Below are 18,094 nucleotides of genomic sequence, written 5' to 3'. Positions count from 1 at the left end.
TAATTATTTTCTTACGAAACTTCCGCAGTCAGTACATTCTGTAGAACAAGCTTCAGCATTGTGTTTTACAACTTGTATTTTATTTAAAGTACAAAAGTTGTCTTCATTGCAATGATACTTACATTCGTTAACTGTACAGCCTATGCTTGAATTATGTTTCATAATAAATTCCTCCTTAAATTTAAGAACCTCATTGTTGGAACCACCAACATTATATAGAATGTGTAAATATAATATTATTTATACAGACAAAATTTTTATTTTTTAATAATTTTAAATATAATTTGAAAATTATTGAATTTTAGAGAGATAAATAGTATTCTATTCTAGAAATAGATAGATAAAGTTAGGGGTGAAAATATGAATATTAGATTGAAAAATAATATAGGTATGATTAAGGAATGTAAGGTTGGATATAGTTGGACTACTTTATTATTTGGATTTTTCCCAGCTTTTTGTAGAGGTGATTGGAAGTGGGGACTTATTCAATTTGTTCTATGTATATTTGTTCCAATTGTAAGTAATATAGTATTTTCTTTTACATATAATAAAATTTATATAAATAATCTTTTACAACAAGGATTTAAACCTATAGGTGAAGCTGATAAACATATATTAGCTAATAAAGGATTTTTAGCTTTAGATTAAAGAAAGCAAGGCAAAATTTTAGCCTTGCTTTCTTTTGTTTTAAATAATGTTATACTTAATATTATTTACTTTGGAGGAAGTTATGTTTAAAAATTTAGCTTTTAATGAAAATGAGAAGAAGTATATACAAATAGCAAATTATATAAGAGACCTTATTAATAGAGGAGTATTAATAGAGGGAAGTAAACTTCCTTCTTCAAGGGAGGTTAGTAGTGTTTTATCTATAGGAAGAAATACTATAATGTCAGCTTATGAAATTTTAGAAAGTGAAGGACTTCTTGAATCTATAAAGGGTAAGGGAACTTTTGTTAAGAAAAATGCTTCTTATAAAGAATTTTTTAAAAGTGTAGTAGATGAAGAAAAAGATTTAAAAGATGAAAAAGAAAATTGGAATATTAATTGGATTAAAGAAGTAAATGAATATGGTTTGTTAGCAGAAAATTTAGATATTATAAAAAGTGAAGATAAGTGGGAGAAAGGAATGATTTCTTTTAAAAGTATAGCACCTCCTGGAGATTTGTTTAATATAGAAGAATTAAAAAGGTCTTTTTATAATAGAATTGCTTTAGAAAAAGATAAAATACTTAATTATGGATATGCTCTTGGATATAAACCCTTTATAGAGTATTTAAAAGATTATATGAAAGAAAAGGGAGCTTATTCAGAAAAGAAAGAAATAATAGTAACTAATGGATTTACAGAAGGATTAGATATTATGCTTTCTGCTTTTACTAAGGAAGGAGATTATATACTTTGTGAAAATCCAACTCATAATACAGCTTTAAAGATAATTAAAACTCATAAGCTAAATATTATAGGTGTGGAAATGACTAAAGATGGTATGAATTTAAAGGATTTAAAAGAAAAAATCAATAAATTCAAGGGAAAAATTAAATTTGCTTATTTAATTCCATCATATCATAATCCCACAGGAGTTGTTGCTTCTATAAAGAAAAGAGAAGAAGTATATAATATCTTAAAAAAAGCTAATATTCCTATTATAGAGGATGGATTTAATGAGGAACTTTTATATGAAAGTTCTCCAACTATTCCATTAGCTTCTTTAGATAAAGAAAATAATGGAGTTATTTACATAGGAAGTTTTTCTAAAATATTATTTCCAGGTCTTAGAATAGGATGGATTTATGGTGATAAGAAAATTATAGAGATTCTAGAAAGTGTTAAAAGATGCAGAAATATTCATACCTCATTTTTAGACCAAGGAATTCTTTATGATTTTATGACTAGTGGAGCCTTTGAAAAGTATATAAAAAAAGTTAGAAAAGTTTATAAAGAAAAGTATAAGTTTACTAAAAACATAATAGAAAGATATATAAAAGGTGTAGAAATTTGGGGCGAAGGTGGACTTTATATGTTTTTAAAAGTAAAAGGTGTTGATACAAGAAAACTTTTAAAAAATACTTATAAAAGAGGCGTTATCTTTATGCCAGGAGATTTGTTTTATATAGATAATGAAATTTATTTAGAAAAAGAAAATAGAATATTTTATATTAATTTAGATAAGGTTATAAAAAGAGATAAAAGAGATACTTTAAGAATTGGATTTACAAGACTTTCAGAAGAAGATATAGAAAAGGGAATAAAGATAATAGGAGAAGAAATTGATAAATTTTTAAAATAAATAATTAATAAAAGCTTATAAAAGCTTAATTGTAAAAGATTATTTCCTATGATAAACTTTAAAGGTTAGTTAGTAGTTAAATTTATTTATAGATAAATTAGAGAAAATAATGATTAAAAATATAAGGGAGTTTTAGTTAATGGTTGAAAAGAATAAAGAATATATTTTTGATATAATCTCTCAAGGTTATGAGGGAGAAGGAATAGCTAAAATAGATAATAAATATCCTATTTTTATTGAAGGTGCTTTAAAAGGCGAAAAGGTTAGAGTAAAAATAGTAAAGGTTAATAAAAATTTTGCTTACGGAAAACTTATGGAGGTAATAGAAGCTTCAAAAGAAAGAGTTACTCCTCCTTGTGCAATTTATAAAAGATGTGGTGGATGTAAACTTCAACATGCATCTTATAAAGCACAGTTAGATTTTAAATGGGAGAGAGTTAAAGACTGTGTTAGTAAAATAGGTAAAATAGATTCTAGTATTGTTAAATATCCTTTAGGAATGAAAAATCCTTGGAGGTATAGAAATAAAGTTCAGTTGCCAATAGGTTTAATAAATGGAGAGGTTAAAATTGGTTTTTTTGCTCAAAGAAGTCATGACATTATTGATATGGAATCTTGTTTAATTCAAGATGAAATAGGAGATAAGGTTGTTAAGCTTACTAGGGAGTGGATAGAGAAATTTAATATAAGACCTTATAATGTAGAGGGACAATATGATGAAAAGGGAATAGTAAGACACATAATGATAAGAAGAGGTTTTACTACTAATGAAGTTATGGTTGTTTTAGTTACAAATGGAGAAAAGCTTCCACATAAAGAGGAATTTATAGATTTAATAGTTAAAAATGTTAAGGGAATAAAAAGCATTATACAAAACATAAATCAAAAGAAAACTAATGTAATATTAGGATTAGATAATAAAACTTTATGGGGAGAGGATACAATATCAGATTACATAGGAGATTTTAAATTTAATATATCTCCATTATCATTTTTTCAAGTAAATCCAATTCAAACAGAGGTTTTATATAGCAAAGCTTTAGAATATGCAAATCTTTCAGGAAAGGAAGAAGTTTTTGATGCATATTGTGGAACTGGCACAATAACATTATTTTTATCTCAAAAGGCAAAAAAGGTATATGGAGTAGAAATAATACCACAGGCTATAGAGAATGCTTGGCTTAATGCAAAAGAAAATAATGTGGAAAATGTAGAGTTTTTTGTTGGCGAATCTGAGGTTGTAATTCCAAATTTAATAAATGAGGGAGTAAAAGCTGATGTTGTAGTAGTAGACCCACCAAGAAAAGGGTGTGATAAAAAATTATTAGATTCTATAACAAATATAAATCCTAAAAAAATAGTATATGTAAGTTGTGATCCAAGTACATTAGGAAGAGATTTAAGAATATTAGAAGATAATGGATATAAAACTATAGAAGTTCAGCCTGTTGATATGTTTCCAAATACTGCACATATAGAAAATGTTGCATTGCTAGTAAAAAGATAAATATTTATAATAAAGAAAAATAAATTGTTTTAATTTAGAATATATAATAAAAACTTTGAATGCTTAAAATTATGTCTTCAAAGTTTTTATTTTTTTATTTAATTAAGTTTATTTAAGTTTTAATTAATAATTAATTTTACAATTGGTATGTTGAAAGTATTAATTATTTGATTTACAATTTAACATAAATTTATTACATATTATTTTAGTAAATTTAAAATAATAAAAGATTAAAATAAAAAAAATTTTAGATTAAATTGGATAAATTAAAATTTTTTTAAGATATAGGAGGTTTATTATGGCCGAGATAAAAAGTATAAATGACTTGTTACAAATGAAAATTAATATTCCTAGTTATCAAAGGCCATATAAATGGACAGTACAAAACATTAAGGAATTACTTGAGGATATTAGTATAGCTATTGATGATTCAAAAAAATATAACAATAAATATAAATATCGTATTGGGACAATTATTTTCCATAAAAATAATTTAGAAGAATTTGATGTAGTCGATGGTCAACAACGTATTATTTCATTAGCTTTAATAAGGAAATGTATTGACCCTTTTTTTAAAATGCCTTTATTAAAGAAAAAATTTATAAATAAGTTTACTCAAGCGAATATACATAATAATTATATGTTTATTAGAGAGTGGTTTTCTATAAAAAGTGATGAAGATAAAGTAAGTTTTATTAATGCTTTTGAAAATATATTAGAAGTAGTTGTTCTTAGTGTTAGAAATATATCAGAGGCTTTTCAACTTTTTGACTCTCAGAATACAAGAGGTAAGGCATTAGAGCCACATGATATTTTAAAAGCATATCATTTAAGAGAAATGAAAAAGTATCCATATGAAATGAAAAGAGCAGTTAATAATTGGGAGTTAAAGAGGAATTCTGAGATAAGAGATTTATTTAATTTATTTTTATTTCCAATATGGAATTGGTCAAGAGGAGTAAGGAGCAGAGAATTTACTGTAAAAGATATAGATATATATAAGGGAGTATCTGAATCATCAACTTATTCATATGCTAAACGAACTATTAAATCTATGCCTTGCTTTCAGATTAATGAACCTTTTATTTCTGGTAAGGCTTTTTTTGAAATGGTAGATTACTACTTATATTTATTAAATGATATAAAAACAGAAATTTTAAATAATTCTTCTTTTTCTCATATAAAATTTATACTTTGCAATGGTAAAAAGGTATATACTGTAAAAGAAATGGAAGCTATAAAGTATGGTTCAGTTGGCTTTAAATATACAAAAAATTTATTTTATTGTGCACTACTTTGTTATTACGATAAGTTTAATAATTTTGATGAAATGGCAGTAAAAAAATTATTTACATGGGCTTTTATGCTTCGTGTTGATATGGAGAATTTAGGCTTTGATAGTGTAAATAAATATGCTATTGGTAATAATGAAAATTCAAGATATACAAATTCATTAGAAATGTTTTCAAAGATAAGTTTAGCTCGTATTCACAAGGATATTTCAAGTTTACAAATAAAGGTCAAGAGAAATCCAGATAAGGCAAATAATGAAAAGTGGAATTATTTATATAATAGGTTAAAGGTTATGAATGGACTGTTGGAGGAGGAAAATGAGTGATTTAGTTAATGAATTACATGTTTTAGAAGATAAAGGTAATATATTCGATACTAATATTGAATATAGTATTCCTCTTTATCAAAGAGCATATGCTTGGGAATATAAAGATATTATTAATCTTATAGAGGATATTAAAGATATTTCTAATGATGAAAATTATTATATTGGTTCTTTAATTATATCTAGAAAAGATAATAAATTTGAGGTTGTAGATGGACAACAAAGATTAACATCTCTATATATTTTATTAAATTGTTTAGGATATGAAGTTAAAGAATCTTTAAAGTTTGATTGTAGAGAAAAATCAAATTATACTCTTTTAAATATTAAGAAATTAATAAATAATGATTATAGTAATATTGATATAGAACGAATTGAGAACAGTATTGAAAATGGTATAAAAATAATCATGCAAGAAATAAAGAGGAGAAATTTTAATAAAGATGAATTTTGTAAAAAGCTTGCTAAGGTAGTTATTTATCGTATAGAAGTTCCTAAAAATACTGACCTTAACCGTTATTTTGAAATAATGAATACTCGTGGCGAACAGCTTGAACAACATGATATTCTTAAAGCAACTCTTATGAGTTATCTTAAATGTGATAAAGATAGAGAAATATTTTCAATAATTTGGGAGGCCTGTAGTGATATGACAGGTTATGTTCAAATGCACTTTATGAGTAAAAGAAATGAAATTCGTGAAGAATTTTTTGGAAGTACTTGGGATTGTATGCCTTTAGGTGATTGGATAAGTTATAAAGAAAATTTAGAATTAAATTTATCAAATAATGAGGGATATACTATTGATGAAATTATTAATGTTAATTTTTCGGTAACTATAGATAATATTTATTTAAATAATGATTTAAAAATAAGATTTCATAGTATTATTGATTTTCCTTATTTTCTTATACATACCTTGAAAGTTTATATATCAATTAAAGATATTTTACACGAAAATAAGAATTTAAAACTTATAGAGGAATTACTTGATGATAAAAAGCTTATAGATAGCTTTGTGAAAGTTATTTCACATGGAATTAATAGAGAAGGTAGAATTAATGATAATAAAGAGGATTTTTCAAAGGATTTTATCTTATGCCTTTTAAGAACAAGGTATTTATTTGATAAGTATATTTTAAAAAGAGAGTATTCAAATGATAGTATTGATGGAGAATGGAGTATAAAATCACTTCATGTTTCAGGACAACAGTCAAAGAAGAAGCCTTATTATAGAAACACAGAGTTTGTTTGTAAAGGAGAACATAATAAAGAAAAGAAGAGTAATGAGCGTAATAAGATAAATATAATGCTTCAGTCTGCATTAAGAGTTTCTTATACATCACCAAAAGCAATGCATTGGATAACACAGATATTAATTTGGTTATCTAAAGATAATTATGCTAAAGTTTTTAGAGAGGATTTGTCTATTTTTACAAATATTATTGAAGAAATAGCTAAGAATTCAGTACGTAAACAATTTTTTGAGAAGTGTAAAGATGGAGTTTATAAAATGGGAGTAAGTACACCTCATATTGTATTTAATTATTTAGATTTTTTATTATGGAAATCTGATTCTAAAAAATATGATAATTTTACATTTGAATTTAGAAATTCTATAGAGCATTGGTATCCGCAAAATCCATCAGAAGGAACCTTTGAACCATGGTCTCAAGGAATAGATTGCTTTGGAAATCTATGTATTATTCAGAGGAATATTAATTCAAAATTTTCTAATATGTCTCCTGAAGCAAAGAAGAGCACTTTTAAAGAAATGATATCAAAAGGAAGTATAAAGTTAAGGATAATGAGTGAACTTACTGAAGAGGGAGAGGGAAAAAATGCTAGCTTATATTGGAAAGATGCAAAATGTAAAGAACATGAATATAAAATGATTGATAAGCTATATAAAGCTTGTTATTATTTTGAGAAGTAATTAATATAAAATCAAAATACTCTTTAAAGAACTTTTTATAAGGTCTTTAAAGAGTATTTTTTATTATTAAATACTTATTTTATAAATAGTAACATTAGTAAGAGAGAAATTTGATATAATTTCTTTATAATAATTTATATAAGTTAAATAAAAATATATAAAGTTAATGGTATAATTTATTAATAAAAAAACAAAGGGGGAGATTCATTTGGCCCAGCAATATACTAAGAAACTTATACGTAGCGTATTTATAGAACTGTTAAATGAAAAACCTTTAAATAAAATAACTGTAAAGGATATAGCTAATTCTTGTGGAATTAATAGAAATACTTTTTATTATTATTATTCAGATATATATGCTCTTTTATCTGAAATTTTTCAGACAGAGCTTAAGAGTATTATAAGTGAATATAATGATACTATGTCATGGGAAGAAAGTTTTGTTCTTGCTACAAGATTTGCATTAGGAAATAAAAAATTAATATATAATATTTATAATTCAATGCAAAGAGAAGAATTAGTAAATTACATATATAGTGTTTCTGGAAATATGATGGAGAGGTATGTAAATAAAGTAAGTCAAGGGATAAAGGCTTCAGAATATGATATGAAGTTAATAGCTGTATTTTATCAATGTGCTCTTACGGAAATGGTTATTAGATGGATTTCTTCAGGGATGAAAGAGGACCCAGAAGAAATAATAAGAAGGATAGGAAAATTATTTGATGGGAATATAAAATTATCTCTTGAAAGAAGTGAAAAATTAGAAAATATGGAAAAAAATAATTGATAAAACAGTAAATTTTATATAAGAAAATTAATTGATTTAAAAGAAAAAAGCGATTTTAAAATAACTTTATTATTTATTTAGACAAATATTATTATATAACTAAATTTTAGTCATTTTCATGTATGTGTTATAACTTTTAACACTATAATTATTTATCTAATGAAAGATAATATAAAAGGTTATATTATAGAATAAAAGGAAATTAAATCTATTTAGCCTTAGTATTAAAATTTTTAATTTAAAGAAGTTTAAAGTTATAAAAAGGGTAATTTAAGGTGATAATATTTCTTTTAAGACATTATACATAGTTTTAAGAAAGAAGGGGATTTTAATGAAACTTAAAACACATGATGAAAGACTTACATTAACAAACGGAAGCTATCATGCATTAGTTCATGCTAGAAAGCCTTATGGAATTGATGATAAAAAGGCTTATTTAATAGGAACAGGAATAGGCGCTTTAGCTGCAGGATGTTTCTTAATTAGAGATGCACATATGGATGGAAGCAAAATAACATTTTTTGAACAGTTAGAAATACCAGGTGGTTCATTAGATGGAGAATATATTCAAAATATAGGGTATGTTGCTCGTGGAGGTCGTGAACTTGGACATCACTTTGAAGTTTTATGGGGACTATTTAGCTCATTACCTTCTACAGAAGACCCAAACATGACAGTTTTAGATCATTTATTCTATACAAACTATGATGATCCAAACTATAGTAATTGTCGTATAACTCATAATAATGGAGAAAGATATGATGATGCGAAGTTTAATTTAGGACAAGACTTAGCTAAGGAATTAGCAGAATTTGTTCTTATACCTGATGAAGAACTTCAAAATAAAACTATAGAAGAAGTATTTTCTCAAGAACTTTTAAGTACAGATTTCTGGACTTTATGGAGAACAATGTTTGCCTTTGAAAACTGGCATAGTGCTTTAGAGATGAAATTATATATGAATAGATTCATACACCATGTTGGAGGACTACCAACTCTTTCAGCACTACAATTTTCAAGACATGACCAATTTACATCTTTTGTTAAGCCAATGGTTAAGTATTTAAAAGACCATGGAGCTAAATTTGAATATGGTGTTCATGTTGAAAATGTTGAAATTGAAATAACTGAAAATAAAAAAGTAGCTAAAAAAATAATAGCAAAAGATAAATATGGAAATGACATATCTGTAGATTTAACAGAAGAGGATTTAGTATTCATAACAAATGGTTCAATGACAGAGGGTTCTGGATATGGTGATGATAATACTCCTGCACCATTTAACAAAGAACCTAAAGGTTGTTGGGAATTATGGAGAAATATAGCAAAACAATCTGACGAGTTTGGACATCCAGATAAGTTCTGTACCGACACAGAAAAGTCAAATTGGGAGTCTTGTACAATAACTTGTCATGATGAGCGTGTACCAAGATATATTGAAAAAATAACTAAACGTTCTCCTTATGGTGGAAGAACAGTAACAGGTGGTATAGTAACAGCTATGGACTCTTCATGGCTTATGAGCTGGACTATAAACCGTCAAGAGCAATATTATGGACAACCAAAGAAAGATATAGTTGTTTGGGTATATGGATTATTTACAGATGTAAATGGAGATTACATTAAAAAGCCTATGAGAGATTGTACAGGTAAGGAAATTACTAAAGAGTGGCTATTCCATATAGGAGTTCCTACTGATGAAATTGAAGAACTTTCAAAATCTTGTACAGCAGTACCTGTAATGATGCCATTTATAACATCACAATTTATGCCTCGTGAATTTGGTGATAGACCTTATGTTGTTCCAAAACATTCAGTTAACTTTGCATTCCTTGGTCAATTTGCAGAAACTTTAGATGACCCAGGAAGAGATACTGTATTTACTATAGAATATTCAGGACGTACAGCTATGGAAGCCGTTTATGTTTTAACTGGAGTTGAAAAAGGTGTACCTGAAGTATTTGCTTCAAGATATGATATTCGTTATTTATTAAATGCAATGGTAGCTTTATTAGATGGTGAAAAACCAGATATTCATATACCTTTCTTATTAAAGAAAAAATTAATGAAACAAATATCTGGAACTGATATAGAAAAAATGTTAAAAGAGTATGGATTAATTTAAATACTATAAATACTTTAATACCTAGATTATATTACTTAAATTTTAAATAGTATAAATTTTTCTTAGAATAAAATAGATTAAGCTAAGGGATTTAAATAAAATCTAATTTAGCTTATCTATTTTATTTTTTTGTTTTTTGGAGAGAATAAAATTTTGAAAATTAATATATATTAAAAGCTTTGTATATTATATTTAATAAAGCATATTTAGCTTTAGATTAAAGGGATAAGCCTTAAAATGATATTTAGCATAAGTGATTAAATTTGGTATAATTAGTAATTAAATGAGTTTTAAAAGAAAGGAAGTGAATTATAATTATGAAACTAATACTTAGTTATTTAAAAAACTATAAAGGATTGCTTATTCTAAATTTTATATCTGTTTTTGGTTTTGCTTTAGTAGAACTAGGAATACCAACAATTATGGCTAAGATTATAGATATAGGAATAATAAGAGAAGATATAAATTACATTAAGAGTATGGGAATTTTAATAGTTGTTATATCTATTATAGGTGTTATGGGAACTATTTTACTTGGGTATTGTTCTTCAAAAATATCAACAGGAATAACTAGAGATATAAGAAATGATATATTTAAAAAGGCTCAAGAGTTTTCTCATACAGAATATAATAACTTTGGAGTATCTTCTATGATAACAAGAACTACAAATGACCCCTTTGTTATTTTACAGTTTACTAATACTCTTTTAAGGTTAGCTTTAATAACTCCTATTATGTTTATTATAAGTTTATTTATGATATTAAAAACAAGTCTTTCTCTTTCACTAATATTAGCCTTTGTTATTCCTTTAATTATAATTGGTGTTATAATTATTGCTAAAATTTCAGAGCCTTTATCTGAAAAATTACAAAAAAATTTAGATAAATTAAATAGAATATCTAGAGAAAATTTAACAGGAATAAGAGTCATAAGAGCCTTTGGCAATGAAAAATATGAGGAAGAAAGATTTAATAAAACAAATAATTCTTATGCTAGAATTGCTAAAAAATTAAATAAGCTTATGGGAGTAGCTCAACCTCTTTTCTTTTTTCTACTTAATATAGCGATTATAGTTATATTTTTAGTATCTAGTAATATGATAAGTGATAAAACTCTTCAAGTTGGTCAGTTAGTGGCTTTTATTGAATATTTATTTCATGCAATGTTTTCAATAATGTTATTTTCTATGGTTTTTGTAATGTACCCAAAAGCACAAGTATCTGCAAATAGAATTAGGGAAGTATTAAATACAGAGCCTATAATAAAAAATCCTAAAAATGGAGTTAAAAAGGTTGAAAATAAAGGTACTATAGAGTTTGAAAATGTATCTTTTACCTATCCAAATGGGGAAGAACCTGTTATTAAAGATGTATCTTTTAAGGGAGAAAGAGGAGAAGTTATTGCTTTTATAGGAAGTACAGGAAGTGGCAAAAGTACACTTATAAATTTAATACCAAGGTTTTATGATGTTACTAAGGGAAGCATAAAAATAGATGGAGTAGATGTAAGAGATTATGATTTAAAATATTTGAGAGAAAAGATAGGATTTATTCCACAAAAAACTCTTTTATTTACAGGAAGTATATCTAGTAATATAAAATTTGGGAAAAAAGATGCTAAAGATAAAGAAGTTGAAGAGTCAGCTAAAATAGCACAAGCTTATGAATTTATTTCAAATAAGCCTAAGAAGTTTGATGAAATTATAACAGAAGGTGGTTCAAATGTTTCAGGAGGGCAAAAGCAAAGACTTTCGATAGCTAGGGCAGTAGTTAGAAAACCAGATATATATATTTTTGATGATAGTTTCTCAGCTTTAGATTTTAAAACAGATGCTATTTTAAGAAAAGAATTAAAGGAAGAAACAAGAGATTCTATTGTATTAATTGTTGCCCAGAGAATAAGTTCTATAATGGATGCTAACAAAATTATAGTGTTAAATGAAGGAGAAGTTGTTGGAGCTGGTACACATAAAGAATTAATAAAAAATTGTCCTATATATTATGAAATAGCTACATCACAACTTACAGAGGAGGAATTAAAAGATGAATAATTTAAAATTAGTATTAAAAAAGATTTCTCCCTTTGTTTTTAGATATAAGTGGTCTTTTTTAGGTGCAATTTTATTTATAATTTTTTCTGCTATCTTTGCAGCTATAGCTCCAGTAACAGAAGGGTTGATAATAACTCAATTAACTAAAGACTTTGAAGAAATTATAAAGGGAGTTACTGGCGCTACAGTTAATTTTAATTATATCTTAAAGGTATTAGTAGTACTATTTATGGTATATACCCTTGGAACTTTATCTAATATTATATCTAGTTTTTTATTAACTAATGCAATTCAAAATACTATGAGAAACCTTAGAAGTGAGGTTGAAAAAAAGATAAATAGACTTCCTATAAAATACTTTGATTCTAATAGTTATGGAGATGTTTTAAGTAGAATTACTAATGATGTAGATACTATTTCTAATGCATTACAACAGAGTTTTGTTCAAGTAATAAATGCTTTTTTATCTGTAGGGTTAGCTTTAATAATGATGTATTCTATAAATTTTAAATTAGCATTAATTGCAACATTAATAATTCCTTTAAGTATTTTAATTACAAAAATAATAGTATCTAAATCTCAAAGGTTATTTAATAATCAACAAAAAGCTTTAGGAAATCTTAATGGAAAAGTTCAAGAAATGTATACAGGCTTTAATGAATTAAAGTTATATGGAAAGGAAGAAGATTCTTTAAAGGAGTTTATAAAGGTAAATGAGGAATTAAGAGAAACAGGTTTTAAAGCACAGTTTATATCTAGCATAATGTCTCCTTTAATAAGCCTTATTACTTATCTAGGGATAGCTATAATAGGAGTTTTAGGTGCAATAATGTCTATAAGGGGTGTAATAACTGTTGGTAATCTTCAAGCCTTTGTACGTTATATATGGCAAATAAACCAACCCTTATCTCAAGTAACCCAATTATCTTCAGCTATACAATCAGCCTTTGCAGCAGCTAATAGAGTTTTTGAATTTTTAGAGGAGAAGGAAGAAGTAAAAGATTTAGAAAATTCTATAAAAATAAAAGAGCCAAAGGGAAATGTTAGTTTTGAGCATGTTAAATTTTCATACAATGAGGATAAAAATCTTATAAAAGATTTAAGTTTAGATGTTAAAAGTGGTCAAATGGTTGCTATTGTTGGTAAGACAGGAGCTGGAAAGACTACTCTTATAAATCTTTTGATGAGATTTTATGATGTTAAAGAGGGCTCAATTAAAATAGATGGAGTAGACATTAGAGAGATGAAGCGTGAAGATTTAAGAAGTTTATTTGGAATGGTTCTTCAAGATACATGGCTATTTAAGGGAACAATCTATGATAATATTAGGTATGGTAGATTTGATGCTACTAAAGAAGAAGTAATTGAAGCCGCTAAGATTGCTAATGTTCATCACTTTATAAAAACCTTACCAGAAGGGTATAATATGGTTCTAAATGAAGAAGCATCAAATGTATCTCAAGGAGAAAAACAACTTTTAACTATAGCTAGGGCGATTTTGAAAAATCCAACTATATTAATCTTAGATGAAGCTACAAGTTCAGTTGATACTAGACTTGAAATTTTAATTCAAAAAGCTATGAAAAATATAATGAAAAATAGAACTAGTTTTGTTATAGCACATAGACTTTCTACAATCAGAAATGCTGATTTAATATTAGTAATGAATGATGGAAATATAATTGAACAGGGAACCCATGAAGAATTAATAAAAAAAGGTGGCTATTATGAAAGTCTTTATAATAGTCAATTTGTAAATAAAGAAAAATAATTTAATATTACAAAAGGAGCAATCTAAATTAGATTGCTCTTTTTAAGTATTTAATGAATTATTGTGTTTTTTAATTAATATTATTTAAGTTTTGGATTAAATCCAATCTTAAGTATATATTAGGGGATTTTTATAATTGATTTGTTAAAATTAAATTGTATAAAATTATTTTAAGGTTTTTTTATTATAAAGTCAAATAATTTTTTAAAAAAAATTAATATAAATTTAAAAGTCAATTTAAAAAAATAAAATTAAACGTTATGTAGCTTTAATATATAGATTGCATAAAATGTAATATAAAAATATACAAAAGAGGAAGGATATTTATGGAAGAAAGAAATAGTAAAAATTTAAAAGGTATTGATGTTTCAAATTGGCAAAGAGATATAGATTTTAAAAAAGTTAAAAGTCAAGGTTTTCAGATAGTTTATATAAAGGCTACAGAGGGTGATTACTTTAGAGATTCATATGCTAAGCAAAATTATGAAAGAGCAAAAAAGGAAGGATTTAAAATAGGATTTTATCATTTTTTTAAACCAAATAAAGGAGCTAAAAAGCAAGCAAAATATTTTATAGATTATTTAAATTATATAGGTGCTACTGAATATGAGGGGAAATTAGCCTTAGATATTGAAGTATCAGATGGTAAAAGTCCTTATGAATTAACTAATTTATGTATTGATTTTTTAGAAGAAGTTAAAAGATTAAGTGGAAGAGAAGTTGTTGTTTACACATATACAAGTTTTGCTAATAATAATTTAGATAAAAGATTAGGGATATATCCTCTTTGGATTGCTGAATATGGAGTTAAAAAGCCTAAAGATAATAAAATTTGGGATAGGTGGATTGGATTTCAATATTCAAGTAGAGGAAAGGTTTTAGGAGTATCAGGTTTTTGTGATTTAAATGAACTTAAAAGTGAAATATTAGATGGAAAAATTAAATTTAAACTTTATAATGGTACAACAAAAGGAGTATCCACATATTTAAATATAAGAGAAAAAGCAAGTTTAAATTCAAAGATTATAGGAAGAATACCCGCTAAAGGAGAATTTATTATAAAAAAATATAAAGAGGGTTCAATCTGGTGTCTTATTGAGTATAAAAATATTATAGGATATGTAAGTGAGAAATATGTAAGAAAATTTCAAGAGGCAACAACTAAGAATGTAAAAGATATATTAAATGTGTATGAAAAAGCAAATATACAATCTAATATAGTTGCATTTTTAGAAAATGGAGAGGTTTTTAGAATAGATTGGGTAGATTCTAGATATTTAGGATGGTATAGAATAACAAATAAAGAAGGAAAAAGTGGATTTGTTCAATCAAAGTTTGTTGAAAAAATATAGGATAATATTCCCTTGTTTTATAAATTTATTTATATTTTAAAGAATAGAAAAGAAGTATTAAGAGTATATATTTATAGAAAATTTATTAATAGATTTAAGGAGTATTGTTCTTATGGAGAGTATAATAGTTGGTATTAAGTTAGGGGTTGTATTCCTAGGAACCTTATTCACTTGGATATTTGGTGCTTGGGATATGCCAATAATAACTTTATTAGTATTTATTTTTTTAGATTATTTAACTGGCGTATTAAAAAGTGGTAAAAGCAATCAATTGTGTTCAAAGGCTGGATTAAGAGGAATAACTAAAAAAGGTTTAATTTTAGTTGTACTTTTGGTTGCAGTAATGTTAGATAGACTTTTAGAAAATGGAACATGGATGTTTAGGACTTTAATAGCCTATTTTTATATATCTAATGAGGGAATAAGCATATTAGAAAATTGTGCAGAATTAGGAGTACCTATACCAGAATTTTTAAGACAGGCTTTAAAACAATTAGATAAAAAAGAATAGCTTTAAAATAATTTAAAATTTTTATGTGTAAATTGTATTAGGTAGCTTAAAAGCTACCTAATTTATTTTTAATTTCCTTTTAATCTACTTTCAAATTTTTCTATAGAATCATTGTTACTAACATAAATTCTGTCTATATTAAAATCGTTATCTTTTCTATCAGCAAAATCACCACTTAAATTAAAGCCTAGTTTATATCCAGCCTTTTCAGCAGCTATTCTTGTTTCATCATTATATCTTCCAAAAGGATATGCCACAAAATCAACAGGTTTACCAGTTATTTTTTCTAAGTTTTCCTTTGAACTTTTAAAGGTTTCTATTTGTTTATTTTCATCTAAGGTAGATAAATCATCATGTTTAAAAGTATGGCTTTCTATTTCTATACCATTATCAGACATTTCCTTTAATTCATCAGCTGTCATATAATCCTTTGCACCTACATAATTTGATATTACAAAAATAGTAGCTGGGAAATTAAATTCTTTTAGTATAGGATAAGCATAATCGTAATTTCCTTCATAGCCATCATCTATAGTTATTACTACAGGTTTTTCTGGTATTGGTTTTTTATTTTTTAAATAATCATAAAGTTCATCTAAAGTTATAGGTGTGTAATTATTATCTTTTAAGTATTTAAGTTGCTCTTTAAATTTTTGAGGATTTACTAAAAGTTCATTATTATCTGGATTATTTGGTGTTACATCATGATAGCATAAAACAGGAATATTTATATCCTTAGTAGTAGTTTTTATTCCTTCAAATCTATCTTTATTTTTTTCAGATTCTGTAGAATTAATATTAGATTTTTCAGTACTATTATCTACGGTAACCTTTTCTTTTTCTAAATTCTTTTCATTTTTAGTATTACATCCTATAAAAGAGGAACTTATTACAAGAGTAAGGGTAAGTCCTATTAAAAATCTTTTGTTTCTTAAAAGTTTCATATTGTATTCTCCTTATAAATTAAAATTTACTTACAGTAACTTATTATATCATTAAAGGTAAATTTTAGGGTGTTATTTTGCGAATATTGTCCTCTAAAAAATAAATATTAAAAATTTATTATTTGTATAAATTTAATAAATATTCTCATATGTGAGAATTTTAATATTAACTTATTAAAAAAGATATGCACTATGGCAAATATTTTGTTGAAATTTGCTGAATATTCAGTAAATAATGTATTTTTAAGGTGTTGACATAGGTTTTTTAAAGGTATATATTACTTAATAACCTAGGGGATTAATAGAAAATGGAGGTGAAAATATTATAAAATATTTCGTATATTTTATAATAGAAATTTATGTGTGAAATAATAAAAGATAGATTTAAAGACAAAGTAATGGTTATAACAGGAGCTGCTGGTGGTATAGGAAAAGCTGCTGCTATAAGAGCTGCTAAAGAAGGTGCTAAATTAGTTTTAGCTGATAGAAAAGAAGAAATGAGTAAAGAAACTTTAAAAGAAATAAAAGAAATAACACCTGATGTTGAATTTATAATAGGTGATTTAAAAGATAGAGATGTTTGTAAAAAAGTTATAGATACTGCTATTGAAAAATTTGGTGCTTTAGACATATTAATAAATAATGCAGGTATTACAGGAACACCTGCACCAGTACATGAAATGAGTGAAGAAATGTTTAGAAATGTTTTAGATTGTAACATAATGATAGCATTCTATTGCTCACACTATGGAATAAGAGAAATGATTAAACAAAATAGAGGTGGAGCTATTGTTAACATTTCATCAGTAGCTGGTTTAACAGGATTCCCAGGACACTGTGCTTATGTAACTTCTAAACATGGTTTAAATGGATTAACTAGAAATATGGCTTTAGACTATGCTAAATATGGAATAAGAGTAAATGCAGTAAACCCAGGAACAACTGAAACTCCAATGTACTATGAAGCTTTAGAGTTCTTAAAGAACAAGAGAGAAGCTGCTAAAAAAGCTGGAGTTAAAGATGATGAAGGAATCGTATCAGGAAAAGTTGATTCACCTCAAAAGAGAGTTGCAAAACCAGAAGAGGTTTCAAATGCAATATTATTCTTAGCTTCAGAAGAAGCAAGCAATATAACAGGAATATTTATGCCAGTAGATGGTGGATTTACAGCATATTAAAATATAAAAATAAACCCTATG

14 protein-coding genes are annotated in these 18,094 nt (G+C 25.8%); 12 read left to right on the top strand and 2 right to left on the bottom strand.

Annotated elements, in window-relative coordinates:
• Positions 1-3 precede the first annotated feature (3 nt).
• Positions 4-162 carry a DUF1540 domain-containing protein gene (locus AC4FRL_RS07855; protein WP_491139670.1) on the bottom strand — a complete coding sequence of 53 codons (159 nt, stop codon included), beginning with the start codon at positions 160-162 and terminating at the stop codon, positions 4-6.
• Positions 163-360: 198 nt separating this feature from the next.
• On the opposite strand from AC4FRL_RS07855, the gene AC4FRL_RS07850 reads away from it, so the two are divergent.
• The 11 genes from AC4FRL_RS07850 (at position 361) to AC4FRL_RS07800 (ending at position 15,951) form a co-directional block, all read left to right on the top strand.
• The gene (locus AC4FRL_RS07850; protein ID WP_491139669.1) at positions 361-648 is read left to right on the top strand and encodes a DUF2628 domain-containing protein; all 288 of its coding nucleotides are present in this window, start codon (positions 361-363) and stop codon (positions 646-648) included.
• Positions 649-730: 82 nt separating this feature from the next.
• Entirely contained in the window at positions 731-2,290 is a 1,560-nt protein-coding gene (locus AC4FRL_RS07845; RefSeq protein ID WP_491139668.1) for an aminotransferase-like domain-containing protein, read from the top strand.
• 139 nt (positions 2,291-2,429) lie between these two features.
• Entirely contained in the window at positions 2,430-3,797 is a 1,368-nt protein-coding gene (gene rlmD, locus AC4FRL_RS07840; RefSeq protein WP_491139667.1) for a 23S rRNA (uracil(1939)-C(5))-methyltransferase RlmD, read from the top strand.
• Between the two features lie 298 nt (positions 3,798-4,095).
• Positions 4,096-5,415, top strand: a complete 1,320-nt coding sequence (locus tag AC4FRL_RS07835) for a DUF262 domain-containing protein (protein ID WP_491139666.1) — start codon at positions 4,096-4,098, stop codon at positions 5,413-5,415.
• A complete protein-coding gene (locus tag AC4FRL_RS07830) occupies positions 5,408-7,351 on the top strand; it encodes a GmrSD restriction endonuclease domain-containing protein (protein WP_491139665.1) in 1,944 nt (647 codons plus the stop codon). The genes AC4FRL_RS07835 and AC4FRL_RS07830 overlap by 8 nt, the downstream gene beginning before the upstream one ends.
• Positions 7,352-7,559: 208 nt before the next feature.
• On the top strand, positions 7,560-8,141 hold the full coding sequence (locus AC4FRL_RS07825; protein ID WP_491139664.1) for a TetR/AcrR family transcriptional regulator: 582 nt from the start codon (positions 7,560-7,562) through the stop codon (positions 8,139-8,141).
• A gap of 331 nt (positions 8,142-8,472) precedes the next feature.
• The gene (locus tag AC4FRL_RS07820) at positions 8,473-10,266 is read left to right on the top strand and encodes an oleate hydratase (RefSeq protein WP_491139663.1); all 1,794 of its coding nucleotides are present in this window, start codon (positions 8,473-8,475) and stop codon (positions 10,264-10,266) included.
• 317 nt (positions 10,267-10,583) lie between these two features.
• Positions 10,584-12,317: an ABC transporter ATP-binding protein gene (locus tag AC4FRL_RS07815; protein ID WP_491139662.1), complete on the top strand. Its 1,734-nt coding sequence runs from the start codon at positions 10,584-10,586 to the stop codon at positions 12,315-12,317.
• Positions 12,310-14,088, top strand: coding sequence for an ABC transporter ATP-binding protein (locus tag AC4FRL_RS07810; RefSeq protein WP_491139661.1), 1,779 nt, complete (start codon positions 12,310-12,312; stop codon positions 14,086-14,088). Before AC4FRL_RS07815 ends, AC4FRL_RS07810 begins: the two co-directional genes overlap by 8 nt.
• A gap of 326 nt (positions 14,089-14,414) precedes the next feature.
• Positions 14,415-15,440: a GH25 family lysozyme gene (locus AC4FRL_RS07805; protein WP_491139660.1), complete on the top strand. Its 1,026-nt coding sequence runs from the start codon at positions 14,415-14,417 to the stop codon at positions 15,438-15,440.
• 112 nt (positions 15,441-15,552) lie between these two features.
• Positions 15,553-15,951 carry a phage holin family protein gene (locus AC4FRL_RS07800; RefSeq protein ID WP_491139659.1) on the top strand — a complete coding sequence of 133 codons (399 nt, stop codon included), beginning with the start codon at positions 15,553-15,555 and terminating at the stop codon, positions 15,949-15,951.
• A 68-nt stretch (positions 15,952-16,019) separates the two neighbouring features.
• Here the strand turns inward: AC4FRL_RS07800 and AC4FRL_RS07795 are convergent, their stop codons facing one another.
• The gene (locus AC4FRL_RS07795) at positions 16,020-16,895 is read right to left on the bottom strand and encodes a polysaccharide deacetylase family protein (RefSeq protein ID WP_491139658.1); all 876 of its coding nucleotides are present in this window, start codon (positions 16,893-16,895) and stop codon (positions 16,020-16,022) included.
• Between the two features lie 359 nt (positions 16,896-17,254).
• Here AC4FRL_RS07795 and AC4FRL_RS07790 point away from each other — a divergent pair, with 359 nt between their 5' ends.
• A complete protein-coding gene (locus AC4FRL_RS07790) occupies positions 17,255-18,073 on the top strand; it encodes an SDR family NAD(P)-dependent oxidoreductase (protein ID WP_491139657.1) in 819 nt (272 codons plus the stop codon).
• Positions 18,074-18,094 lie beyond the last annotated feature (21 nt).

The sequence above is a fragment of the Clostridium sp. TJA032 genome (assembly GCF_058310275.1).
The sequence above is the reverse complement of the archived record's forward strand: the minus strand, read 5'-3'. Positions and strand labels throughout refer to the sequence as shown.